Genomic DNA, 26659 nt, shown 5'->3' with positions numbered 1-26659 from the left:
AGAAGAGGGACAGATCGCGATGAACGTCCGATCCAGCGGTTTCCGTTACCTGGCCATCGTGCTGATCAATGCGCTCTTCTGGCACCCGGTGCTGGTTCTGGCCGAAGGGATCGTCGTCTCTCCCGGAGTGGGTAACACGCGGCTGGATCGCGCCGGTAACGGTGTTCCCATCATCGACATCGCGACACCCAACGGCCGCGGCCTATCGCACAATACCTTCAGCGACTACAACGTCGATAAACAGGGTGTCGTTCTCAATAATGCCACCGGCAAGTGGCAGGAAACACAGCTCGCTGGACAGATCGTCGGCAACCCCAATCTCCGCGACCGCGCCGCCAAACTGATCGTCAACGAGGTCAACGGCGGTAATCCCTCGCGCCTGGCGGGCTACACCGAAGTCGCCGGTGCCAAGGCCAACGTTGTCGTCGCCAACCCCTACGGCATCAGCTGTGACGGTTGCGGTTTCATCAACAGTCCGCGGGTCACGTTATCGACCGGCAAGCCGGTCTTCGACAACGGTGAGCTGGATCATTATGCCGTCGACCGTGGCAGCGTCTCCGTCGAGGGCCTGGGGCTGGATGCCACTCAGGTCGATCAGTTCGACATCATCACCCGCGCAGCTCGGATCAACGCGGATATTCACGCGCATCGGCTGGATATCGTCACCGGCGCCAACGACGTCGATGCCGACACGTTGCAAGCGACGGCGCGAAAAGGTGCCCAAGCGCGCCCCGAGCTAGCCATCGACTCCTCCGCTCTGGGTGGTATGTATGCCGACCGTATCTCTCTGGTGGGCACCGAAGCGGGTGTCGGCGTACGCGTGGCGGGAGACATGGCGGCGAGTGCTGGCGATATTGCCATCGACGCTGCCGGACATCTGACCCTGTCCGATACCCAGGCATCGCGCCGCGTGGCTATCAAGGCGGCCTCGGCCGAGACCTCGGGGCGTCTGCGCGGTGAGCTGGGCACGGCGATCAACACCCGTGGTGACATGGTCATCCACGACGCCGTCTCCAGTGCCGGTGATATCACTCTGACCGCCGGTGGAAAATTGACGCAGCAAGGTCAGGTGGTTGCCGGCGTTTCCGCAGACAAGCGTGTTGCGGGGCGACACATCACGCTCACGGCTGGCGCTCTCGAAAACCGGGGCCGTTTGGATGCTACCCAGCGGCTGGATATCGAAGCAAACACGGCGCGCAATACGGGCCAATGGCTGGCCAGCGAGATTGCAGTTCACGCCGATCGCTCACTGAACAATCGCGGCGATATTCGCGGGCAGCGCACCGTGCTCGAAACGGCGTCTCTGCACAACGAGGCAACGATTGCGGCCAAGGAGACGCTCGATCTGCGCACGCCCCGGATCGTCAATCGCGGTCTGCTGCGTTTCGGCCGTGGGCAAGACGTCTCGTTGGTGGTCGAGCATCTCGACAATGGCGGTGGTCAGTTCCAGCTCGACGCTGCAGCGCTGACACTGGACGCCAGCAGCCTCATCAACGATGCCGGTGTGGTGCATGCCGATCGGCTGTCGTTGAGCGGCCACGATCTCTCCAATCGGAAGGGGGGCTTGCTCGACGCCTCGAAAGGCGACGCCAGGCTCGACTTCACCGGCCGGATCGACAACGAGGCGGGCCGGATACAGGCTCGTAGGGCACTCCAGCTCGATGGCGGGAATGTGGTCAACCGCCATGGAGAGATTCTTGCCGATGCTGTCTCGGCCTCCGCTGTCACCTTCGACAATGCCCATGGCCTGATTTCGGGCCGGGCGGGCAATGCTGCTATCTCGGTCACACAAGATATCGACAATACCCAGGGCAGTATCGAAGCCCAAGGAGCACTCGATCTGGTCGCTGCCAGCTTGCACAACGCTGCTGGCCGCCTGCTCGGCGCCAGAGTCGGGATTGCGGCAAAGACGCTGAACAATAGCGCGGGCACCATCAGCGCGCAGCAAGGTGACCTGAGCATCCGCTCGCCGGGGAAGCTCGACAATAGCCAAGGGCATCTGCAAGCGGCACAGGGTGCGGCGAAGATCGTCGCCGGGACCTTCATCAACCGCGGCGGTGATCTGCTGGGGAGAGGCCTCGACGTCAGTATCAATCACTCGCTGAACAATACCGCAGGGCGTCTTGCGGCCACGACCGACACCTTGGCACTCGATGTCGCCGGTGATCTCGACAACACCCACGGCGAGCTCCGCGGACAGCGTGTCCGTCTCGATCTCGGTGCGCTGACCGGCAATGCAGAAGGTCTGATCGCCGCCGAGGTTGGTGACCTCGATCTGACTACCCGGGGGGATTTGAACAGTGCTGCTGGCCGGCTACAGGCGCAGCAGGATCTGACACTCGTTGCCGGGCGCAGTATCGATAACAGCAGCGGCAATATTGTTGCCGATCGGATCGACATCGACGGGATCGATCTGCGCAATCAGCGGGGCGTCGTCAGCGCCGAGACAGGAGACCTGGGCGTCAAGCTCGGGCAGCGTCTCGACAACAGCGGTGGTCATCTGCAAGCCGTGTCCGGCAATGCCCATCTAAATCTCGGCTCACTCTCCAATCAGCACGGCGTGGTCTCGGCCCGTGCAGTGACTATCTCTACCCGTGGCGATATCGATAACGGCAGCGGCCATCTCACTGCTGAGCAGGGCGCGCTCGTGTTGGATAGTGCGGGTGCGCTTGGCAATGTCGGCGGGTCGATCGATGCCGGCGAAAAGGCACTTCGTTTGGTCACGGCGGGAACTGTCGATAACACCGATGGCGTAGTGCGTGGAGGAGCGGTCGATATCGATATCGGCTCACTGGCGCGTAACCGGGGTGGTCTGATCTCGGCAGATACTGGCGATCTCGAACTCGTCTCGCCGGGCAGGCTCGATAGTGCGGGCGGGCAGATACAGGCGGCCGGTAATTTGACGCTGACCAGCGAGTCCGACATCTCCACGGATGCTGCCACCTTGCTGGCGCAGCGCGTCGACCTGCACGGTCATAGCCTGAGCAACCAGGGAGGAACCCTCAGTGCCGAGGCGGAGGATCTCGCCATCGAGGTCGCGGCTGGGGTCGACAACCGCGGTGGCCAGTTGCAGGCGGCACGTCATCTGGAGCTGACGGCGGGTGAGACTATCGATAACCAAGAGGGTGTCCTCGTCGCCCAAAGTATGGCTATCGAGGGTCGCTCGTTACATAACCGCAAGGGCGCTATCAGTGCCGAACAGGGCGCACTCGGCATCCAGCTCGATGACGCGCTCGACAACAGCGAAGGACGAATGCAGGCCCTGTCGGGTGCCATGCAACTGGCGACCGGTACGCTCACCAATGAGCGTGGCGATATCTCGGCTGCGTCACTCGCTATCGTTGCCGAGGATGGCATCACCAACGCCGCTGGACAGATGGCGGCAACTCAAGGGGACCTGCGTCTTCAGGCGTCGGATGACATCGATAACGTGGGTGGCCGGCTCGTGGCTGAGCAGGGCGACACACGGATCGGGGCCCTTGGGGGAATCGACAATACCCAGGGCGTGATACTGGGCCAGAACGTCAATCTCGACGTGGGTGAGCTGAGTGCCAATGCAGAAGGCCTGATATCCGCCGAGAAGGGAGAGCTTGGTATCATCGCCAAGCGCTTGCTGAGCAATGCCGGTGGCCAGCTTCAGGCGCTGCACCGGCTAATGCTCAATAGCGATGGCGATATCGTCAATGACGCCGGCACGATGATCGCCGACGACATCGAAGTCTCCAGTCGCAACTTGAGCAACCGGGAAGGTGCCGTCAGCGCCGAGACAGGAGATCTGGGCGTCAAGCTCGGGCAGCGGCTCGACAACAGCGACGGCCATCTGCAGGCCGCTTCCGGCAAGGCCCAACTGGCTCTTGGGTCACTCTTCAACCAGCACGGCGTGGTATCGGCCCGTGCAGTGACTATCTCTACCCGTGGCGATATCGATAACGGCAGCGGCCATCTCACTGCTGAGCAGGGCGCGCTCGTGTTGGATAGTGCGGGTGCGCTTGGCAATGTCGGCGGGTCGATCGATGCCGGCGAAAAGGCACTTCGTTTGGTCACGGCGGGAACGGTCGATAACACCGATGGCGTAGTGCGTGGAGGAGCGGTCGATATCGATATCGGCTCACTGGCGCGTAATCGGGGTGGTCTGATCTCGGCAGACACGGGCGATCTCGAACTCGTCTCGCCGGGCACCCTCGATAGCGCGGGCGGACAGATTCAGGCAGCCGGTGACTTGACGCTGACCAGTGGTTCCGACATCTCCACGGATGCCGCCACCTTGATAGCGCAACGCATCGACGTGCGTGGTCATAGCTTGAGCAACCAAGGCGGGACTCTTAGTGCCGAGGCGGAAGCTCTCGCCATCGACGTCGCCGCTGGGATCGACAATCGCCGTGGCCAGTTGCAGGCAGCACGTCACCTGGCGCTGACGGCGGGCGGCGATATCGATAACCGGGAGGGTGTTCTTATCGCCCAGGATATCGCTATCGAGGGTCGCTCGCTGCAAAACCGCAAGGGCGCTATCAGTGCCGAACAGGGCGCTCTCGGCATCCATCTCGATGACGCGCTCGACAACAGCGAAGGGCGAATACAGGCCCTGTCGGGTGCCATGCAACTGGCGACCGGCACGCTCACCAATGAGCGCGGCGATATCTCGGCGGCGTCACTCTCAATCGATGCCAAAGATGACGTCAGTAATGCCGCAGGGCAGATGATGGCCACCCAAGGGGACCTGCGTCTCCAGGCGTCGGGTGACATCGATAGTGTGGGCGGCTGGCTCGTGTCCGAGCAGGGCGACGCACGGATCGGGACCCCTGGGGCAATCGACAATACCCACGGCGTGATGCTGGGTCAGAACGTCAATCTCGACGTGGGTGAGCTGAGTGCCAATGCAGAAGGTCTGATCGCCGCGGAGGTGGGTGACCTCGATCTGACTACCCGGGAGGATTTGAACAGTGCCGCTGGCCGGTTACAGGCGCAGCAGGATCTGACACTCGTTGCCGGGCGCAGTATCGATAACAGCAGCGGCAATATTGTTGCCGATCGGATCGACATCGACGGGATCGATCTGCGCAATCAGCAGGGTGTCATCAGTGCCGAAAAAGGAGATCTGAACGTCAAGCTCGGGCAGCGGCTAGACAACAGCGACGGCCATCTGCAAGCCGCTTCCGGCAAGGCCCAATTGGCTCTTGGGTCACTCTCCAATCAGCACGGCGTGGTCTCCGCTCGGTCGGTGAACATCTCTACCCGGGGCAACATCGACAACGGCAGTGGCCGGCTCGTCGCCGAGCAGGGCGAGCTTGTCGTCGATAGCGCGGGTCTACTCGGCAATGTCGGCGGGTCGATCGATGCCGGCGATGAAGCGCTTCATGTGGTCACGGCGGGAGCGATCGACAACACCGATGGCGTATTGCGCGGGGGGGCGGTCAATCTCGAGTTCGGCTCACTGGCGCGTAATCGGGGTGGTCTGATCTCGGCAGACACGGGCGATCTCGAACTCGTCTCTCCGGGCACCCTCGATGGTGCGGGTGGGCAGATGCAGGCAGCCGGTGACTTGACGCTGACCAGCGAGTCCGACATCTCCACGGATGCTGCCACCTTGATAGCGCAGCGCATCGACGTGCGAGGTCATAGCTTGAGCAACCAGGGCGGGACCCTCAGTGCCGAGGCGGAAGCTCTTGCCATCGAGGTCGCGGCTGGGGTCGACAACCGCGGTGGCCAGTTGCAGGCGGCACGTCATCTGGCGCTGACGGCGGGCGGCGATATCGATAACCGGGAGGGTGTTCTTATCGCTCAGGATATCGCTATCGAGGGTCGCTCGCTTCAAAACCGCAAGGGTGGTATCAGCGCCGATCAGGGTGCGCTCGGCATCCAACTCGATGACGCGCTCGACAACAGCGAAGGGCGAATACAGGCCCTGTCGGGTGCCATGCAACTGGCGACCGGCACGCTCACCAATGAGCGCGGCGATATCTCGGCGGCGTCACTCTCAATCGATGCCAAAGATGACGTCAGTAATGCCGCAGGGCAGATGATGGCCACCCAAGGGGACCTGCGTCTCCAGGCGTCGGGTGACATCGATAATGTGGGCGGCTGGCTCGTGTCCGAGCAGGGCGATGCACGGATCGGGACCCCTGGGGCAATCGACAATATCCAGGGTGTGATACTGGGCCAGAACGTTCATCTTGATGTGGGTGAGCTTAGCGGCAATCGAGCCGGACTGATATCCGCCGAGAAGGGAGAGCTTGGCATCATCGCCAAGGGCGTGCTGAACAATGCCGGTGGCCAGCTTCAGGCACTGCACCGGCTGGCGCTGAATAGTGGCGGTACGATCGACAACCAGACGGGACGCATGGTTGCGGATCAGATCGATATCCACGGCGAGGCGCTCGACAACGGACATGGCGTGATCAGCGCTGAGCAGGGTGAGCTGTCGGTCAAGTTGGACCGGAAGCTCGACAATAGCGACGGCCATCTGCAGGCACTGGCCGGAGACGCCAATTTCGATATCGGTGCCTTCACCAATACCCATGGCGTCGCGTCTGCCGATGCCATCACTCTCGATGCGCGGGAAGATATCGACAACGACCAAGGCCGTATCGTCGCTGGGGCGGGAGATCTCGCACTGAAGACACGTGGCGCTCTGCTCAACCGCGGCGGCTTGTTGCTGGGCGATACGCTCTATCTTGTTGCGGCGTCGCTGGCAAATGGTCAGAAGGGAGTGATCGGTGCTCGTGCCGGAGACCTCGAAGCCCATTTACAGCATGCGCTCGGCAACGACAGCGGTCTCGTTCAGGCCGCGCGATCGCTGTCGCTCGAGGCGGGTGAGATCAGAAATCGCGATGGCCGTCTGCTCGCTCACGACATCACGCTATCCGCCACGGCGCTGGATAACCGGGACGGGGGAGTCGTCAGCGCCGATCAGGGAGACGCGACACTGACATTTAGCCAGCGTCTCGATAACGACGGCGGTCATCTCCAAGCATCCGGGCGACTGCAGTACCAAGGTGATGAACTCAGCAATCGCCAAGGGCGCATTGTCGCCGATGCGCTCGCGTTCTCTTCAGCTTCGCTGGCCAATACGGGCGGCCTGATCGCTGCCAACGCCGCTGCTGCCGCCATCGAGGTCAGTGGTGCCCTCGATAATACCGAGGGGCAAATTCAGGCGCAGGATTTGCTGAGTGTTCATACAGCCTCGCTGGACAATACGGATGGCACGCTGGTAGCCAATGGCGTGGCACTCGACGCCGAAGAGATAGTCAATCGGGGCGGCGCCATCAGTGCCGACCAGGACGATCTCCAGATCGATGTCTCCGGCGCGTTCAACAACGGCGGCGGGCTTCTGCAAGCAATCAATGGCGCCGTCTCGCTCGTTGCCGATAGCTTTACCAACCACAGCGGCAATCTGATCGGGCAGCAGGTCCGGGCCGACATAACCCACACGCTCGACAATGGCAACGGCCGCCTCGTTGCTGAAGGCGCGGGGCTGGCCATCACCGCCGGTGGGGCGCTGGACAATACGCGTGGCGTACTGCGCGGAGATGCGGTTCAGCTCGATATCGGATCGCTCGAGGCCAATGCCGAGGGGTTGGTATCGGCCGATGACGGTGATCTGCGAGTTATCTCCCACGGCGGCATGAACAACACGGGTGGCCAACTGCAGGCGCTGCATCAGCTGACGCTCGCCGCCAAGGACGCTATCGACAACCAGTCCGGCACCGTCATTGCCGACCGTCTCGATATCCAGAGCGATTCTTTGAACAACCACGCGGGTGTCGTCAGCGCCGAGCAGGGGGATATCGCTCTCAATCTCACCGGCCTGCTGAACAACCAAAGCGGACATCTTCAGGCGCGGGAGGGACGCGCGGATATCTCGCTGGGTTCCGCTGACAATCGCGAAGGCGTCATTGCAGCCAATGAGATCGCGCTCCAAGCGGCAGGTGATATGACCAACGCTGGTGGTTTGGTCGTGGCGGAGAATGGCGATCTGATCCTGAATGTGTCCGATGAACTCGATAACAGCGCTGGCACGCTGTCGGGTCACGCCGTCTCACTTCTGACCGGGGCGCTGGGTGGGAACGTGAACGGACTGATCGCCGCGCTGACCGGTGATATGAATCTTCACGCCGATAGCGCTTTCGACAACGCCGGCGGGCAGATCCAGGCCGCCAAGAACCTCTCCGTGACAGCCGACGATGTGACCAATCGTCAGGGGCGCTTCATCGCCGATACGCTCACACTCGACGCCCGGGCGATGGACAATGCAGCGGGCGGCATCGTCAGCGCCGAGCGCGGAGACGCTGAACTCGTCGTGTCGCAACGCCTGAACAACGACGATGGCGCCCTTCAGGCCACGGGTGCGCTGAGTTATCGAGGCGTTGATCTGAGCAGCCGTCGCGGCAGCATCCTGGCCGATCGGCTAACGCTGAACGCGGCATCGCTGTCCAATCGCGAGGGGCTGATCTCTGCCACCGGCGCCTCGGCCGATCTTACTGTCACCGGTGCGCTCGACAATACCCAGGGCCGGCTCCAGGCAGGCAAGACGCTCGAGGTCGATTCGCGGAGTCTCAGCAACGACAAAGGCGTCGTCGTCGCCGATGACGTGGCGCTGAGCAACAGGAGCTTGAGCAACACTGACGGCATCATCAGCGCCGAGCGCGGCACGCTCGATCTGCGCACGCAGGGCGTTCTCGACAACACAGAAGGGATGCTGCGTGCAGCGAAAGGCGGCCTAGATGTCACCGCCGTCGACATGCACAACGGTCACGGCACTCTGGCGGGGCAACGGGTCGATCTGGCCCTCGACAACTCGCTGGACAACCGCGCTGGCAGTGCAGTCGCCGCTGGTGCACTGAACGTGACTCTGGGCAAGTTGCTGGATAACACGGCCGCCACGCTGCGTGCGGCCAGCGTGACCCTGAAGACAGGCAACTTCCTCAACGCCAAAGGAGGGCTCGTCTCCGCCGACGCAGGCAATCTGAAACTCGTCGGGACCGAGTCCCTCAGTAACGCCGGCGGTAAGTTGCAGGCGCTGGACTCGCTGCATGCTGAGAGCCAGGGTGGTTTCGACAATACGGGCGGCACGCTGGTGGCCGACCGGGTTGGGGTCAGTGCCACCACGTTGAACAATCGACAGGGGATCGTCAGTGCCGAGCAGGGCGATCTGAACATCGATATCTCGCAGGTGCTCGATAACGGTCAAGGTCACCTGCAAGCTTTGCAGGGCAGTGCCAGCCTGGACTCTGTAGCCCTGACCAATACCAACGGCGTGATCACCGCGCGTGCTATCGATCTCGACGTTCAAGGGAATACGACCAACCAGGCCGGCAAGATCGTTACCGGTCAAGGCAATCTACGGCTACGAGGCCAGGGTGCGCTGGATAACACCCGCGGCACACTGGCCGGCCGTGCGCTCGATGTCAGTGTCAACGCTATCGACAATGGGGGTGGGCTGATCGCGGCCCTGGCCGCTGCCGCAAAACTGCAGGTCCGCCACGCGCTTGCTAATGCTGGCGGTCAGATCCAAGCCAAACAGGGGCTCACGCTCGAAGCGGCCGAGGTCGACAATCAGGGCGGGCACCTGCTAGGCCGCGACGTTCAGATGTCGGCCGACACGCTGAACAATGGTGACCAGGGTGTCATCAGCGCTGCCAGAGGAAACGCTACGCTGAAGCTATCGCGGGGGCTCGATAACGATGCGGGACGTATAGAAGCACGTCACGGACAGCTCTCCCTCCCCGGTGGCATCCCGCTTTCCAATCGAGGCGGCACGCTGTTGGCGAGCCATCTGAAGGCCGACACCACGTCACTGGACAACCGCTCCGGACAAATCCTGGCGGATCGTCTCGACCTCCAGGCCGAAACATTGGACAACCGCGAGGGCGGTCTGGTCGCGGCAGGCAAGGCAGGAGCGCTGATTCGAGGCGATACGCTGGTCAATGGCAATGGCCAGGTGCAAGCCGAAGGCGTCATCGATCTAGCCATCGACCATGTCGACAATCGTCATGGCGCGGTGGTGGCGGATGCCATTCAGATGCAACAAGGGGTACTGCGCAATGACAGCGGCGCACTGCTGAGTGGCAAGGGCGGTATCGTACTCGACCTGCTCGGCGACATCGCTAACCGCAACGGCCTGATCGAAGCCGAGGGCGGTGAAGTGGCGATCGAAGGGCGGTCCGGCAAGCTCGATAACCGCGCAGGCTCGATCCGAGGAAATCGGCTGACAATCACGACGGCCTCAGTCGATAACCGCGAGCAGGGGCAGCTCGTCGGCGACTCCGAGGGGGTTGCGGTAGCGACGCGCACGCTGGACAACCGTGATGGGCAGATATTGTCGCGTGGCGGTGACCTCGTCGTGAAGGCAGCGCAAGGCGATAACCGCAGCGGTGTGATGCAGGGCAGCCAGGTCGACCTCAGCGGGGAGACGTTCGACAACGGCGAGGACGGCCTGGTGGCAAGCCTCGCGGGACGGCTAAAGGTCGTACTACAGCGCTACCTGGGCAATGATGGCGGGCGCATGATCGCCAAGGGGACACTGGATATCGACCCGCCTAAGGTCGACAACCACAACGGCCAGATGGCAGGCGATCTGGTGCGCCTCGAGGCCGGTGATCTCGACAACAGCAATGGGGTCGTCGAGGCCCAACGGGGCCTGACGTTGGATGCCGGCACGTTGAACAATCGGTCGGGAAGCTTGCGGGCGCTGGGCGGGACGCAGAGCGTCGTGAGCGTCAGCGGTGCGCTGGACAATCGCCAGGGGACAATCGAACTCGCCAGCCGGGACATGGCGCTGAAGGCGGCCAGACTGCTCAATACGGCCGGCAGTGCGATTCACGCGGGTAGCGGCGTGTTCGAGCTGACGTTGGCCGCTCTCGACAACTCGAATGGAGAACTCGAGGGAACGGGTGCCATGAAGGCGCGGGTCGACGACATCGCGGGAATAGGCAAGTGGCAAGCCAACGGCCCGCTGGAACTCGTCACCCAAGATGCCATGACGCTGGCTGCCGATGACCGTCTCGCCAGCGCGAACGATTTGACCCTCGAAGCTGCCAGTCTCGATAACGCCGGTGAGCTGCTCGCCAATGGCGATCTCAGGTTGACGAGCCATGGCGATATTACCAACTCGGGTCTCGTCTCTTCCCGGCGGGACATGCGGATCGCCGGCGATGACCTCTCTCAGCAGGGTGGGCGTCTCGCCAGCGGTGGCAATGCCACCTATCGCCTGACGGGAACACTGGACAATCGGGGGCGGCTTATCGGGTCCGGCGGTGTTGACATCGAAGCGGCAGACATCGACAACCGCGGCACACTCGGTAGCCAGCAGAACCTGAGATTGGTCAGTCGGGGAAGCATCGACAATCAGGCCGACACGCTGCTGTTTTCCGGCGGGGATATGATGCTGCGAGGCAACGCCCTCTTCAACCGATATGCTGATATCTACAGTGCCGGTAATCTCGATTTTGCGCGTGACGACAATGGTGAATACGCAGATTCTATGGAGAATCTTTCTGGGACCATTGAAGCCAATAAAAGCATATATTTTAAGTCTTTTTATTTTGTTAATAAAATAGAAGATTACAGTTTTCTGGAAAAGGATGCGGGGAGTCGAATCGATCTAGATTATGATTGGATGGCTACGTCTGTATATAGGAGTTATTATAGTCACGGTGGTCAGAGTAGGATATATAAAAGAAAAGGGTATCAATACTATACCTTTACTGTAAAAAAAGAAGCTGTGCATGACGTTTCTAGTTTAGCCCCTCGTGCGTCTATTTCGTCGGGATTTGACTTAAAGATACAAGGGGGCGATGTTTTAAATGTTGGTAGCAATATGTCTGCCAATAATGATCTTGAACTGTCTTCTAAGAGATTTGTAAATCAAGGTGTTGGAGGCTTTATAGAGACAAAAAACACCGTATATAAACTAAAAAAGAGGTTCGAGTCAGGAAGCCGGCCACCACAAATAGATTATAATATTAAGAAATCGGTCGATAGCTGGAATAACAATAACGATGAAGAAAAACCCCCGCTGCCTGATGTGGTGACCTCCGGGGATATTGAAACTGAGTTTACTACCAAGGAGGAATTCGATAGTTCTTTGAAAGCTACTGTGTATGCGGGAGGCAAAGTTTTCATTGAAGCAGCTGAACGTATCGACAATGGCGAAATTTCAACACAAAAACGTGCGCAGATTAATGGAAGTCTGGGCAGGGATAGTGAAGTTATTCCCGTTCGTAAATTTAGCTATGATATAGCAAGGCGCTCTGAAGCTGCCGCGGAAATAACAATGATCGATAAGGAAAAGGCACAACGTAAGAAGCCTTTGGGATCTTCCGACAATATTGTTTATCGAGTTGTCGAGAGCAGCTCTGGCGCTGCGGCCGCGAGGAGTGGCGTAGACGGCACGAGCGTCACTGACCAGCCGTCTCTACGCCATCAGGGGACTTATGCCAAGACGGATATGGCTGGCATATCGAACGACATTGTCACCCAGGCATATCGCAAGGCGGATAGCCAAAACACGGCACGCTCCGTGCAAGCGCGCGACGTCAAGGCCATCGAATCGAGTGTCGACTCTTGGTCGGATGCCGATGACGTGCTCACAAGCATCGAAAGGAACCACTCATCTGCAGCGGCATCGGGTAATGGCAAAGCTATTGCCAAGCGCAATCCGGTTCTCTTGTCACGCGGTGGTGACGGCAGTGAGACGATCACTGTGCAGCGCAACATACCTCTAGAGACCTCTCTATCGCCCATGACGGGCTCATATGATGGCAAAGATGTTGCCAAGCAGGATATGGCTCTCTTGCCAAGAGGTGATAACGGCAGTGAGACGATTACTGTACAACGCAACATACCCATAGAGACCTCTCTTCCCTCCGAAGCGGGCTCAGAGGGTAGTAAAGGTGCTACCAAGCAGGGTATGGCTCTCCTGCCGCGAGTTGATAACGGCAGTGAGGCGATCACTGTAAGACGCAACACCCCGGTAGAGGCATCTTTCTCCCCAGTCGACTATAGCAACGCGGATTTCGAGCGCGTCACCCCAGCCAAACTCCCCACTTTTAGACTCCCTCAGGGCGACTACGGGCTTTTTATCCAGAATCCGTCGCCCAAGAGCCACTACTTGATAGAGACCAATCCCGAATTTACCTCGGTCGATCGAGTCAAGGGGTCGGACTATCTACTCGATAAGCTGGGGTATACCGACGACAGCGCCTACCGACTGCTCGGTGACGGACGTTATGAATCACGGCTGATTCGTGATGCCGTTCAGACGCAGACAGGCAGCCGATTCCTTGATACGCGCTTGACCAATGATGCGGATCAGTACCGCTATCTGATGGACAATGCTATCGCCGCGAGCGATTCATTGAATCTGACGCCGGGGGTCGCACTCACACCCTCGCAGACGGCTGCACTAACACACGATATCGTGTGGATGGAGCCCCAGCAGGTAGCGGGTGAAACCGTATTGGCGCCGGTGCTCTATCTGGCCAAAGTGGCAGAGCGTAACGTACGCGGTAACAGCTTGATTCAGGGCCGTGATATCGACCTGATCGCGGGTGATGATCTCGCTAACGTCGGCACGATTCGCGCTTCGCGTGATCTTAATGCCAGTAGCGGCGGCAGCATCCTGCAGGCGGGGCTAATGGCGGCGGGTAATAACCTCTCGCTGACCGCTAAAGACGATATCTACAACAATATCGCAGGCGAGATTCGAGGTGGAAACGTCAACCTCAAAGCGCTCAAGGGCAGTATTGTTAACGATAGGCTGGCTGTAAAATTTGGTACGCAATCAAGTTACGAAACCATTTTGGATCAAGGCGGCTTGATCTCGGCCATTGATGGTTTAAGTGCATCGGCGGGAAGAGATCTAATCAACCGTGCAGATATCGTTAGCGGCGGCGACATTGGCCTATTCGCTGGGCGTGATCTGAATCTGGCCGCCGTGCAGGACGCTCGTGGGGAAAACTTCACGCGGAGTTATCTGCGCTCGTCGAGCTCAGAGAACAGAGCTCAAGCTAGCCATTTGATATCGTCAGGTGATATCAATCTAGCGGCAGGACGCGACATTGATATCGTTGCCAGCCGTGTCGATGCTCGAAACGATCTTTCGGCACTGGCGGGACGCGATCTTCGTGTGCGCTCGGTGGATAGCGTACAGCACAATGAGCGCCACTATCGATCTCCGGGAACCCGCAAGGATGTCATTGATACCCATACGCGCCAGCAGGGTAGCGAACTCAGCGCTGGTGGCGATCTCTCCCTGATGGCGGGCAGCGATCTGACGGCCCAGGCCAGCCGCCTGAAGGCAGGTGATCAAGCCTACCTGGTCGGTGGTAACGACGTATCGCTCGTGGCTGCCAACGATGAGGATTACCACTACTACTACAAGAAGAAAAAGAGTGGCGGGTTGATCAGTCGTAAGTCGATGAAGCGCGACGAAGTCACCGATACCCGTGCCGTCGGAACGACCGTCGAGACTGGCGGTGACCTCACCATCGCCAGCGGCGGAGACCAGACCTACGAGGCCGCCAGGCTGGATAGCGGTGGGGATCTCAGCCTCACCATTGGCGGCGGTATCACCTTTGCCGGGGCGCTGGATACTCACACCGAATCCCATGAAAAGAGCAAGAGCAATTGGGCATGGCAATCGGCCAAGGGCAAGGGTCAGACCGACCAGACGCTGCGCCAGAGTGAGTTGATCGCCCAGGGGCAGACGCTGATCCAGGCGGCCGACGGCCTGAACATCGATATCAGCCAAGTCGACCAGCAAACGGTCAGTCAAGCCATCGACGCCATGGTCACTGCTAATCCGGATCTCGCGTGGCTCGAGCAGGCCGAGGCGCGCGGTGACATCGACTGGCGCACGGTCAAAGAGATCCACGATAGCTGGGACTACAGCCAATCGGGGCTGGGTCAGGGAGCGGCACTCGCCATCAGCATTGCGGCCGCCGCCATCGCGGGCCCGGCCGCTGCGGGTGCCGTGACAGCCATCGGTGGCGGTGGTCTGGCAGCTGCCATGGCCGCTGGTGCTGCTGGTTCGCTAGCCGGTACGGCCGCCGTCGGCGTCATCAATCATCGTGGCAATCTCGGTGCCACTGTCAGCGATACCTTATCAAGCGATAGTCTCAAGAGCGCGGTCACGGCTGCCGCATCCGCAGGTGTCGCCAAAGGCCTGGATAGCGTTTGGGGTGGCAGCACTGATCCGGTAACCGGCCGGACAGTCGGCGTGAATCTCGACAGCGCCTCCGGCTGGGGCCGCTTCGCGGGTCAACGTGCCTCGCAGGCACTGGCAGACGCCGGTGTCGATACCGCCGTGCAGGGCGGCAGCTTCGGCGATCATTTCCGCACCCGCCTGCAAAACGCCACGAGCACTGTGCTGCAAGCCACCCTGTTCAACCAGGTCGGAAACCTGGGGCTTGCCAACGATCTAGCGGATGGTGGCAGCGAAAAGGTCGCCCTGCACGCCCTAGCCGGTGGGCTTGCCGCGGCGGCCAGCGGCGGCGACTTCAAGAGCGGCGCCCTGGCGGCCGGTGCCAACGAAGCGCTGATCGAACAGTTGGCCACACTAGTCGATAACGACCCGCAGTTGCTGACGGCGGCATCGCAGATCACTGGCATCGTCGCAGCCGGCCTGGCCGACGGAGACGTACAGCAGGGTGCCGAGATTGCGGGTAACGCGACAACGTACAACTACCTGGCCCACCCAGAAGCCAAGCGGCTGCAAGAAATCAATCGCCTACTGGAAGATGACGACTCTCTCTCAGAAACACAGCGTCAATCTCTGGAGGAAGAACGTCTTGCGATTCATACCCTCAGCCAGTCGCGTGACCTGGCGTTGGAGCAAGCCTGTGGCCAAGGCGGCTCGGCACAAGCCTGCCGCTACGAACGGGCACAGTTGCAGGTGGCCATGGATAGCTGGCAAGACGTTAAGTTAGGTCGAGATGACCGCGATACGGTCCTTGCTGAGTACACCCATACGGCAACGCAGTATGGTGAGCACCAACAGCAGCGCATGGAGCGCATTGGTGCTGAAGCCCTTTCAGAGATGGTGGTGGATTCCGCTAGCGCGCCGATCATAATGGGCCAGATCGTCGGGCAAGCGCTGCTGGGTGACGAAGAATCTCAAGCGCTACTGCAAGCGATGGGCCAGGACGTAAAAGCCTTTGCTGCCAACCCGGTGAACTACATTACCGAGAAAAACCGTGAGCAGCTGGCCCAAGCCGATGCGCTGGAGCAGGCCGGTAAGCAGGACGAAGCCGACAAGCTGAGAGTCCGCGTCGCGCTAGAAAACGAGTCGATGCTGATGGGCGCAGGTGGGCTGGTGGCAAGCCTGCCGAGGATGGCAAAGAGTGTTGTTACAAGCCGATCAGGCTTAGCGGGAGTAGGAGACTTTTCTCGGGGGGTGGTGCAGGATGGTGATGTTGTTTCAGACACTAGCTCTTTAATTAAAGATGCAACTGGCGGAACACTTGTTTTCCATGAAAACTTGGATGGGCATACTATTAGGCGGCATGTTGGTAAAACTGATGAGCAGTTGCTGCAACGGTTTGAGACTGAGTCGGATATTTTAGGTTCATCAACATATCCAAACTTAGAGACAGCTCAGAGAGCGGTTGGAGATGTATTGTCGAGGAATAGTGACCGTATACAGAATTGGCTAACAAATAGCCCAGGGTCTAGGCTTCCGCTTAATGAAGTTCTTGGTTACGAGATTGGTCGCGTTATTCCCCAAGGATCCACAGTCTCGCAACCATCCAATAAATCATTTGTGCTTTTGGTAAAGGATTCCTTGGCTCCAAATGGTTACCGGGTTCATACGTCTTTCCCGAAACCCAATGATTAGGAGAAATTAAGTGAGCGAAATATTTGAATACTTCTTTGAGGCTTATTTTCATCAGGATTGGCGTGATGATTATGAAACATCCCTTGATGCTGTTGTAGATTTTGCAAATGCCGAGCCGGATGAGTCTGTAGTTGAGTTGGTTGAGGCTCTCAAAGGGCTTCAAGATAGAGGTGACTTGCCACAGGATACAATAAATAAGCTGGGAGGTAATTTTAAACCAGAGTCGGAAGGTATGTCTGTTTCTGAATGGATAGACAAAGCGTTAGAGATGTTGGGCAGGTAATGATCTTGATATTACTGTAGTCAAAGTTCTTTCTATGCTCTGTGGAATGGGGCTCTTAACGATATCGTTTTGTATGGAGATGGTAAGGTTTTGGCGAAGGTGGATACCGTTACATCACAGATATCCTAGGTTTCATAGGCCTATGTCTGAGCAACTTGGGTGATACCTTTAGCGATATCTTGTCAAGCAGACAGTCTGCGCGGTGCGGCCGTCGCCGCCGTCACCCAGGGAGTCATGGGTGATACCACCGATCCCACTTCCGTCGCCACCACATAAGTTGGTCCCCAGGGGGCCGTTGAACGATGCCCTTTGCCTTGGCCACGAAAATCATCTCGGCGGCCCGGATAATGTTCGGTACGCATTTCGCCAGGCCCGATACCAAGGTGAGAAGGCGTCGGCTCCCTCCCCCGTTTCAACGCTGAATCCGTGCCAGCTGCCATCGCCCTACGCAGCCATAGCGCATCTCTAAATCGTTATGTTATAACTTCGCGCTTCTAGGCCTTTCCTGCAGGAGCGTGGCGTGGTGCCCGAGCCCAATGAGCCCGTGTTGCGGGTGGACAATCTGTCGGTGCGCCTCGGCGCGCAGCGCGTGGTGGATGGTCTCGACTTCACCGTCGGTGCCGGTGAGCGCGTCTGTCTGATCGGCCCCTCGGGTTCGGGCAAGTCGCTCACCGCGGCGGCGATCCTCGGTATCACCCCCTCCACGGCAAGCGTCGGCGGCAGCATTCGCCTCGGCGCACATGAGGTCGCTGGTGTGGCGGCGACCCGGCGCCCGCGAGCGCTGCGCATCGGCATGGTGTTCCAGAACACCCAGGCGGCCTTGAACCCGCTGGTGAGCGTGGGCGCCCAGTTGAGCGAGCCGTTCGTGCGCTTCCACGGGCTTTCGCGCCGGGCGGCACGGGCCGCTGCCGCTGAGCTGCTGACGCGCATGCGCCTTACGGCGGCCACCGAGCTGTTGACGCGCTCGCCCGCTGAACTCTCCGGTGGCCAGCGCCAGCGGGTCTGTGTGGCGCTGGCATTGGCCTGCAAGCCGTCACTGATCGTGGCCGATGAGCCGACCACGGCGCTCGATGCGCTGACCCAGGCGGAGGTGCTGACGCTGCTGCACGAGACCACCGGTGGCGCCGGGAAGCCCGCGCTGCTGTTCATCTCCCACGACATGGGGGCGGCCAGCCGGCTGTGTCAGCGCGCGGTGATCCTGGAGCAGGGGCGGATGATCGAGAGTGGCCCGCTGGCGGATCTGGTCGCGTCACCTCAGCAGCGCTTCACCCGCGAGCTGGTGGCTGCGATGCGCAGTGCCGAAATATCGCCCGAGATGCTGGCGGCAGCGGACGTCTGCCCCGCCGATGCTGTGGTGGGGGCGCGATGAGTCTCCTCGACGATTGCCTCCCGGCGAGACGCGGCGAGGGCGTTCGCCCGGACGCCGATGGCTTTTCTCCAAACGCCGACGGCTCTCTCCTTAGCGCTGATGGCTCTTGTTTAAACGCTGATGGCGCTTCTCTAAACGCTGATGGCTCTCTTCTGCGCGTCAGCGGGCTGAGCCGCTGGCTGGCCGGGCCACGGCGCTGGGGTTGGCGGCGCGAGCGGCAGCCGATCCTCAAGGCGGTGGATTTAGCCATCCGCCCGGGGGAGCTGATCGGTCTCGCCGGGGTCTCCGGGGCGGGCAAGTCGACGCTGCTCAATCTGATGCTGGGGCTGGCACGTGCCGACAGCGGCGAGATCTGGTGCCAGGGTCGGCGCATTCGGCCCGGCTCGGTGCGCGCGCTGCGTTGGTACCGCCGGGTGGTGCAGTACATCCCGCAGGACCCTGCTGCCTCCCTCGATCCGCGTATGCGGGTCCGCGAACTGGTGCGCGAGCCGCTGGTGCATCTGGGTATCGATGGCGATCACCAGCGGCGGGTGAGCGAGGCGCTGGCGCAGGTGGGGCTGGATGGCAGCTTTCTCGAGCGGCGCCCCGAGTCGCTCTCGGGCGGGCAGGCGCAGCGCGTGGCGATCGCCCGGGCGATCGCGGTGCGGCCCCGGCTGCTGTTGGCGGATGAGCCGCTGAGCGGGCTCGACCTGCCGGTCCAGGCCAAGGTCACCCAGGTGCTCAAGTCGCTCAATCATGACGCTGGCATCGCCCTGCTGCTGATCTCCCACGATCTTTCGGTGGTGTGTCGGCTGTGCCAGCGCACGCTGATCCTCGATGCCGGTGCGATCATCGAAGATCGCCCCACGGCGGCACTGTTCCGCCAGCCCGCCCAGGCGCATACCGCAGCGCTGCTGCGCGCTGCCACGACTTTTTCTACCGCCTTGTCCACGCCCGTACCGCCCTCGGAGGCTGCCGGGCGCCGCCCCACGACCCAGGAGATCCCCTCGTGACCTTCCCTGCCACTGCGACTTTCGGCACCGCTGCGACGCTGCGCGCTTCCTCGATGCTGGCGACGCCCCGGCGCGCCTCGGCCACACGCCACCCGGTCAGCCTGCTGCGGCGTGCCCTGACGCTGCCGCTGATGGTGCTGTCGTTCTCTCTTCTCGCCGGCTGCGGGCAGGACGAGGAGACCTCGGCGGCGCGCGACGAGGCTTCCGAGAAGACGCAGATGCAGGATCAGCGCCTCCGCGTCGCCATGCTGCAGCCGCCGCGCTCCGGGCTCAATCCGCTCACCGACGACGCCTTCAAGCTGTCGCGCTGGAGCACCGCCGAGACGCTGATTCGACTCGATGCCGATGGCGACCCCCAGCCGTTTCTGGCCACCGAGTGGCAGCAGCTCGACCCCCAGACCTGGCGCTTCACTATCCGCCCGGACGTGACCTTCCATGACGGCACCGCGCTGACCGCCGGGCAGGTAGTGGCCTCGCTCACCGCCGCTACCCAGGCCGTACCCAAGCCGCGCATTCTCGACGGTGTCGAGATGCACATCGAGGCCGACGGCGAGAACGCCGTCATCGTGCGTACGGCGGATGCCGACCCGCTGGTGCCCAACCGGTTATCCAGCCCGCAGCTGGCGATCATGGCGGCGAGAGCCTACGCCCAGGCGGGCCACGTCGATCCCACCCGTGCGGGCACCGGGCCCTTCGTACTCACCGAGATCAACGGCATTCAGGGTGCCACCCTCGAGCGTTACGACGGCTACTGGGGAGAGCGCGCCGAACTCGCTGGCATCGATGCCGACTATGTGCCCGATGGCACTGCCCGTGGCGCTGCGCTGCGTACCGGTACGGCGGATGTGGTCGAGGCGGTGCCGGTCTCGCAGGTGGCGCTGATCGATCCGTCGCTGATACATGAAGTGCCGATGCCGCGCACCAACACCCTCTATCTCAATACCGTCTCCGGGCCGTTCCAGGATCCGGCCCTGCGTGCGGCGGCGCGCGAGGCACTGGATCGTGGTGCCATCGTGCGCACCGTCTACGAAGGTCGCGCTGACGTCGCCGAAGGGCTGCTGGGCCCGGCACTGGCCTGGGCGAGCGAGCTGCGCCAGCCGCTGACCCAGCGCACCGCGGCCGCCGAGCCGGACGGGACCCGCATCACGCTGGGCACCTTCACCGATCGTGCCGAGCTGCCGGAAGTGGCGGTGCTGCTCGAACAGCAGCTCGAGGCGGCGGGCTTCGATGCCCAGCAGGAGGTGCGCCAGTACGCGCACATCGAATCCGACATGCTGGCGGGCAAGTTCGACGCCTTCATCCTGTCGCGGGCGACCCTGCTCGACTCCGGCGATCCGGTCGCCTACATGTTCAGCGACTTCTCCTGCGCGGGCTCGTTCAACATCGCCCAGCTGTGCGACCCCAAGATCGATGCGGCGCTGGCCAAGGCCGGCGATCTGCCGCCGGGCCCCGAGCGTCGCCAGGCGATCATCGCTGCCGAAGCCGAGATCCTGAAAGCAGATGCTGCGATTCCCATGCTCCACGAGCGGGTGATCCAGGGCGAGTCCGTCCGTGTGGTCGATGCCGTGCGTGATCCGCGCGAGCGCGAGCTGATCAACGAGCACACCCACTTCGTTCAGGCAGCCGATGCCCACTAGTCAGCCGCTGAGCGTGATCCCACGATCTGCCGGGGTAGCGTGGCGCTGGGGTGCGTGGCAGCGTCTGTTGCCGACACTATCGCGGCTGGTGACGCTGGCCGGCGTGGTGGTGCTGGTGGGGCTGCTGCCGTGGCTCTCCGGGCGCGATCCGGCACTCAGCATCCTGCGTGCCCGGGCCGGTGAGCAGAATCCTAGCGTCGAGGCGCTGGACGCCATCCGTACCCAGCTCGGCCTCGCCATGGGGCCGTACGAGAAACTGGGGCACTGGCTGAGCGGGCTTGCGCACGGCGATGCCGGTGTCTCCTGGATCTCCGGCACCCCGGTGCTACCGGGCATGCTGCAGGCAGCGCAGGTCTCGCTGACGCTAATGGCGGCTGCGCTGGGGGTGGCGCTGGTGATCGCCCTGTCGATCTGCCTGCCGACGCTCAAGCGCGGGCTAGTCGGTGAGGCGGTACCCACCTCCGGCGCGCTGGGGGCGGCGCTCACCGCGCTGCCGGAGTTTCTGCTCGCGGCGCTCTTGCTGGTGGTATTCGCTGCCTGGCTGCGCTGGTTGCCGCCCTATGGCTGGGGTGACTGGCGCCATCTGATCCTGCCGGCGGTGGCCCTCGGCCTACCGGGCGGTGGTCTGCTCGGGCGTCTGTTCAGCGATGCGCTGACGGCGGCGTTCTCCGAGCGCTGGGTGGTGACCTGGCACGTGGCTGGCTTTGCGCGCCGGCGTATCGCCCTGGCGGCGATCCAGCGCACCTTGCCCAGCCTGCTGCCGCAGGTGGGTCTGGTCATGGTGGGGCTGACCGGTGGTGCGATCGCGGTGGAGCAGGTGTTCTCCATTCCCGGGATCGGGCGGGCCACCCTGGGTGCGGCCTCGGCGCAGGATCTACCCGCGCTGCAGACCGGTATTCTCATACTGATCGTCATTGCCATCGTGCTCGGTGGTAGCGCCAACCTGTGCCGGGCACTGCTGCTGGGGCGCACGCTGCGTGCCGGCGCGGTGCCGGTGGCGATGGCGCCAGCGCATCCCGGGCGCTGGCGCTGGCTGATACCTGCCCTCGCGGCAGCGGCGCTCGCACTGATCATCATCGCAGGGCTGGGGCGCGATCCGCTGAGTTCGGCCTACCTGCGGCTGCAACCGCCGAGCCTGGCACTGCCGCTGGGGGCCGACGGTATCGGTCGCGATATCCTGGCGCGGGTGAGCCAGGGCGCGCTCTCGACCATGGGAATGGCGCTGCTGGCGGTGGGCATCAGCTTTCTGCTCGGGATGACGATCGGGCTGATGCCGCGCCTCGCCGCGGGGCCGATCGAGATCACCAATGCCACCCCGCCGGTGATCGCCGGGCTGATCGTCGCCGGCCTGATGGGGCCGAGCGCCAGTGGTGCGGTGATCGCGGTCACCCTGGTCAGTTGGGCGCCGCTGGCGGCCCACACCGCGGCGCTGGTGGCCGAGACGCTGGGCCAGCCGCACGTGCGCATCACCCCGATACTCGGCGTGGGGCGGCTGCGGTTGCTCACCCGCTATCTGCTGCCGGCGGTGGTCGGCCCGGTGTTTCGCCACGCCATGCTGCGTCTGCCGGGCACCGCGCTGGCGCTGGCGGCGCTGGGCTTTCTCGGGCTGGGGCCACGGCCACCGGCGCCGGAGTGGGGGCTGCTGCTGGCCGAGAGTCTGCCCTATATCGAACGCGCGCCCTGGGCGGTGCTGGTGCCCGCGCTGGCGCTGGTACTGATGTCGATCCTGGCGGTCTCGCTCTCCAGTGCCGGGTCGCTGCCGCGGTGGCGTTCGCGTTCGCGGGGAGTAGCGCCAGCGCTGGCCTGAATAACTGCGGCAACCCCGATCCTCGCCGGACTCGACGCCCCGCGTCACCNNGTGACGCGGGGCGTTTTTACGTGACTGCCACTGACAATCGTTCATGGTGATCTCTACCGCCGAGGAAGTGGCGATGTCGAGCTGGATGATCAAACCGTTTCGCAGACTTGCCGGAACTGGGTTCGGTCAATGTCTTAAGCGGCCAATGTCTTGAGTGGCCAATGTCTTGAGTGGCTGTGGCTATTGGGTTGAATACCGCGGAGTGATCGAACCATGAAAATCGATGGGAAGCGGAGTGGGGTGAGTCGGCATGCAGAGTCACGCGACTACTGTTGCCAATGACAGTGTGGTGCGATGTGAAGAGTGCGACGCAACGTGAAGATTGGGAAAACAGGCGTGTCAGTCAGGAGTGAGGGGGATCACCCTTTGTCGTGGCTGGCGTCTTGTCGCTGCCTGCCGGCATATCGCGCTCTGGCAGGTGGGGCTCAGCTACCCGCATAGGATCGCATCGTCTGCTGGTTCCAGGTTTCGAAGTGGTCGAACATGGCCTGACGGGCCAGATCGGGATCTCTCGCCTTGATCGCCGCGACGATGGCGATATGGGTTTCGTTGGTCTTCTTCTGCGACTGAGGGGATTGGCGCGCCAGTACACGGCGGTGGTGGAGCACTTTCTTGAGCACCGACGAGAGTCCCTGGAAAATGATCAGAATGGCGGGATTGCCGGCCATGATCGCCAGCTGTTCATGGAACTCGTAGTCGGCCTGGAGACCGTCGTTGATATCCGTGGTAGTGACGATACGCTCGCAGAGCCGTTCCAGTTTTTCCAGCTCCTGGGCGTTGTGATGCGTCGTCGCGGCCTGGACGATCTCGCGCTCGAACATTTCCCGCGCCATTTCCATGTGATCGACAGAGATGTAGTTCAACTTCAGGGCCAGTTCGAAGTAGAGCTGGATGAAGACGGGTTCGGGCATTCTCAGAAAGGTGCCCGAACCCTGCCGGCGTTCGATGAATCCCAGGCTCTGGAGCACCGACAGCAGATTCCTGACCGATGAGCGATGCATCGAGAATCGCTCGCACAGCGTTCTTTCCGGTGGCAGTTTCAGGCGCCCATCGCGGGATAGTTCCGATACCGAAACGAAGTCGTGCAATTTGGCCAGCAGGCCGGAGTCAATCTCGCTCATGGGCGTTCCAATCGCTGCCGTCGGTCGAAAGAGGTCGGCGGCAGCTTAGCATGTCAATGAATGTGCATACCGCCGTTCACGTCGATCGTGGCACCGGTGATGTAGCTCGACAGCTCGCTGGCCAGGAAGAGAAAGGCATTGGCGACATCGTCGGGCAGGCCGAGTCGTTTGAGCGGAATCCCCTCGAGGATCGGGGCCTTCATCTCCTCGGTCAACTTGCCGGCGGTGATGTCGGTATCGATCAGCCCGGGCGTCACCGAATTGACGCGAATACCGAAGGGTCCCAGCTCGCGGGCCATCGCCTTGCCCAGACCCAGCATGCCGGCCTTGGCGGCGCTGTAGTGGGGTCCGCCGAAAATGCCGCCGCCGCGTTGGGCGGAAACCGAGGAGGTGTTGGCGATCGAGCCGCCGCCCGCTGCTTTCATGTGCGGTACCACGGCCTGGGACATGTAAAGCATACCGCGCAGATTGACGTCGAGGATGCGGTCGTAGCCCTCGGGATCGATCTCCTCGAACTTCACCGGCTGGGTAATACCGGCATTGTTGATGAGCACATCGATCTTGCCGAATCGTTCGAGCGCGCGCGCCACCACCTCGCGGCATTCGTCGCGGCGGGTGACATTGGCCACCACCACGAGACAGCGCTCGGGGTCGAACGCCTGCCGTACCGCTTCGCAGGCCGATTCGTCGATATCGGAGATGACGATGTTCGCCCCGTGGTCGTGGAACAGCCGAGCGGTTTTCAAGCCGATGCCACGGGCACCGGCGGCGCCGGTGACGAGGCAGATCTTGTTGTCGAGAAGCATGAGGGTATCTCCAGGCATCATTGAAGGTTGTCGAGCCATTCGAGGGAACGGCCGAGTTTTTCCTCGATCAGATCGAGAGGCAGTGGACTCCTGTCCCGCCAGGGTTGCGCCTGGCGGTCTCGATGGAGCCGGAAGGGAAGTTCCAGCGAGAAAGGCCGCTCGGCGGCCATGAGGGCGCGTAGCACGCGGGCCTCGTCGATATCGCTGTCGCCGAGTTCGGTGAAGTCGTACCCGGAAGCCCTGCGACGACAGGGTTTGATATGGAAGTGATCCGTTAGCGGCAGGGCTTGCTCGATGTCCGACTCGGGGTGGCGCTCGGGCTGGTGAGAGAGCAGGTTGCCGCAGTCGTAGTTGATGCCGAAGGTATCGTCATCGAGCATCGCCATCAGCGCCGGGATATCGCCGGCGTGATCGAGCATGTTCGATTCGCCGTTGCCGGGGTTCTCGAGCAGGATGCGAACGCCATGGTGGCGTGCGATACGGCTGAGCCGTTTTGCGTGGGCGAGAAATCGTGCCCGGTTGCCGAGGGTCGCGGCATTGGTGATGACGCACTCGGCGCCGAGTGCCGCGGCGAATCGGCAGCGCGCTTCGAGTCGCTCCGGGGCGTTGTCGAGGCCGAGGTCGATATGACCGGAGAAGTAGCGGCAACACTGATCGAAAGCGCGCATCTCGCGACACAGGTCGTCGGCGAGCGTCAGGGTCAGGTCGGCATCGGTGAACGCCTCCACGTAGCCGTCGATGAAGGCGAACTCGACGTCTCGCACGCCGCAGCGGGCCAGGGAAGCCAGAATGCGGTCGAAGCCGTAACCGTCGTAGGCCGCCGTGCTGACGGAAAACGAGAGCGGTCTCATGCCTGGCTGCCTCCCTCGGGATCGCAGCCGTTGAGCCGGCGATAGGTGCGAATCAACTGGCTGTCGTCCAGGCGGCCTTCGCCCCCCTCGGCCGTGGCGACGAAGAGCTGATGCGCGCTATGGGCGAGGGGGATGTACGCCCGCGATGAACCTGCGGCATCGCAGACGATGCCCAGGTCCTTGCAGAAAATATCGATGGCGCTGGTGACGTCTCCCGGCGGCTCGACCATTCGCGGGCCGCGATCGCGCAGCATCCAGCTCGACGCCGCCGACCCCTGAACCAGTTCGAGGGCGATCTGCCGATCGATGCCGCTCTTCTCGGCCAGCGCCAGCGCTTCCGCCGCCGCCGCGATATGCACCCCGCACAGTAGCTGGTTGACGGCCTTCATGGCTGCGCCCTGCCCGGGGCGATCGCCGACCTCGAAGATCGCCTGGCCGAGGATGTCGAACAGCACACGACAGCGCGCGAGTGATGGCGCATCGCCGGCGGCCATGATGCTGAGCGTGCCGGCTTTTGCCCCGACGACGCCGCCCGATACCGGGGCATCCACATAGTGAAGATCCGTCCGCGCTGCCGCGACCTCGGCGGCCAGCGCTGCGGCATCGGCTGGCGCGACGGTGGACATCTGCACGATGCAGGTGTCCGCGGGCAGTTGGGACACCAGCCCGCCAGCGACGAGGGCATCCGAGAACAGCAGCGAGCGAATCTGCTCGGTGTTGACGACCATGATCACCAGCGCCTCGACGCTGTCGATACCGCCGTCTCTGCCGGGCGTTTGGCGGTGAAAGGCGTCGGCGCGCTCGCTCAGTGCGTCCAGACCGACAACGTCCAGCCCGGCCTGGACGAGGTTCTCGGCCATGGGCCAGCCCATGGCGCCCAATCCTGCAACAGCGACTCTTTTCATCTT

10 protein-coding genes are annotated in these 26659 nt (G+C 62.0%); 6 read left to right on the top strand and 4 right to left on the bottom strand.

What is annotated here, in order from left to right; all coding sequences use genetic code 11:
• Positions 1 to 19: 19 nt before the first annotated feature.
• From DOM66_RS07910 to DOM66_RS07890, 6 genes are all read left to right on the top strand, one after another.
• A complete protein-coding gene (locus DOM66_RS07910; protein ID WP_110689799.1) occupies positions 20 to 16834 on the top strand; it encodes a two-partner secretion domain-containing protein in 16815 nt (5604 codons plus the stop codon).
• Between the two features lie 10 nt (positions 16835 to 16844).
• Entirely contained in the window at positions 16845 to 17117 is a 273-nt protein-coding gene (locus DOM66_RS19540; RefSeq protein ID WP_157959019.1) for a contact-dependent growth inhibition system immunity protein, read from the top strand.
• 523 nt (positions 17118 to 17640) lie between these two features.
• Positions 17641 to 18486 (top strand): ATP-binding cassette domain-containing protein, encoded by an 846-nt coding sequence (locus tag DOM66_RS07905; RefSeq protein ID WP_245392392.1) that lies wholly within the window; start codon positions 17641 to 17643, stop codon positions 18484 to 18486.
• Positions 18487 to 18722: 236 nt separating this feature from the next.
• Positions 18723 to 19478, top strand: coding sequence for an ABC transporter ATP-binding protein (locus DOM66_RS07900; protein ID WP_245392391.1), 756 nt, complete (start codon positions 18723 to 18725; stop codon positions 19476 to 19478).
• Positions 19475 to 21115 carry an ABC transporter substrate-binding protein gene (locus DOM66_RS07895; protein ID WP_245392390.1) on the top strand — a complete coding sequence of 547 codons (1641 nt, stop codon included), beginning with the start codon at positions 19475 to 19477 and terminating at the stop codon, positions 21113 to 21115. Before DOM66_RS07900 ends, DOM66_RS07895 begins: the two co-directional genes overlap by 4 nt.
• Positions 21105 to 22922, top strand: a complete 1818-nt coding sequence (locus tag DOM66_RS07890) for an ABC transporter permease subunit (protein WP_110689797.1) — start codon at positions 21105 to 21107, stop codon at positions 22920 to 22922. Before DOM66_RS07895 ends, DOM66_RS07890 begins: the two co-directional genes overlap by 11 nt.
• 476 nt (positions 22923 to 23398) lie before the next feature.
• Here the strand turns inward: DOM66_RS07890 and DOM66_RS07885 are convergent, their stop codons facing one another.
• From DOM66_RS07885 to DOM66_RS07870, 4 genes are read right to left on the bottom strand one after another with little or no spacing between them, the layout of a single operon-like run.
• A complete protein-coding gene (locus tag DOM66_RS07885; protein WP_110689796.1) occupies positions 23399 to 24094 on the bottom strand; it encodes a FadR/GntR family transcriptional regulator in 696 nt (231 codons plus the stop codon).
• A 53-nt stretch (positions 24095 to 24147) separates the two neighbouring features.
• Complete coding sequence (locus DOM66_RS07880) at positions 24148 to 24900, bottom strand: SDR family NAD(P)-dependent oxidoreductase (RefSeq protein ID WP_110689795.1); 753 nt, start codon at positions 24898 to 24900, stop codon at positions 24148 to 24150.
• A 17-nt stretch (positions 24901 to 24917) separates the two neighbouring features.
• Complete coding sequence (locus DOM66_RS07875) at positions 24918 to 25751, bottom strand: sugar phosphate isomerase/epimerase family protein (protein WP_110689794.1); 834 nt, start codon at positions 25749 to 25751, stop codon at positions 24918 to 24920.
• The gene (locus tag DOM66_RS07870; RefSeq protein WP_110689793.1) at positions 25748 to 26656 is read right to left on the bottom strand and encodes an NAD(P)-dependent oxidoreductase; all 909 of its coding nucleotides are present in this window, start codon (positions 26654 to 26656) and stop codon (positions 25748 to 25750) included. Before DOM66_RS07870 ends, DOM66_RS07875 begins: the two co-directional genes overlap by 4 nt.
• Positions 26657 to 26659: the final 3 nt, after the last annotated feature.

Source organism: Salinicola endophyticus, from assembly GCF_003206575.1.
GTDB classification, from domain to species: domain Bacteria; phylum Pseudomonadota; class Gammaproteobacteria; order Pseudomonadales; family Halomonadaceae; genus Salinicola; species Salinicola endophyticus.
The sequence above is the reverse complement of the archived record's forward strand: the minus strand, read 5'-3'. Positions and strand labels throughout refer to the sequence as shown.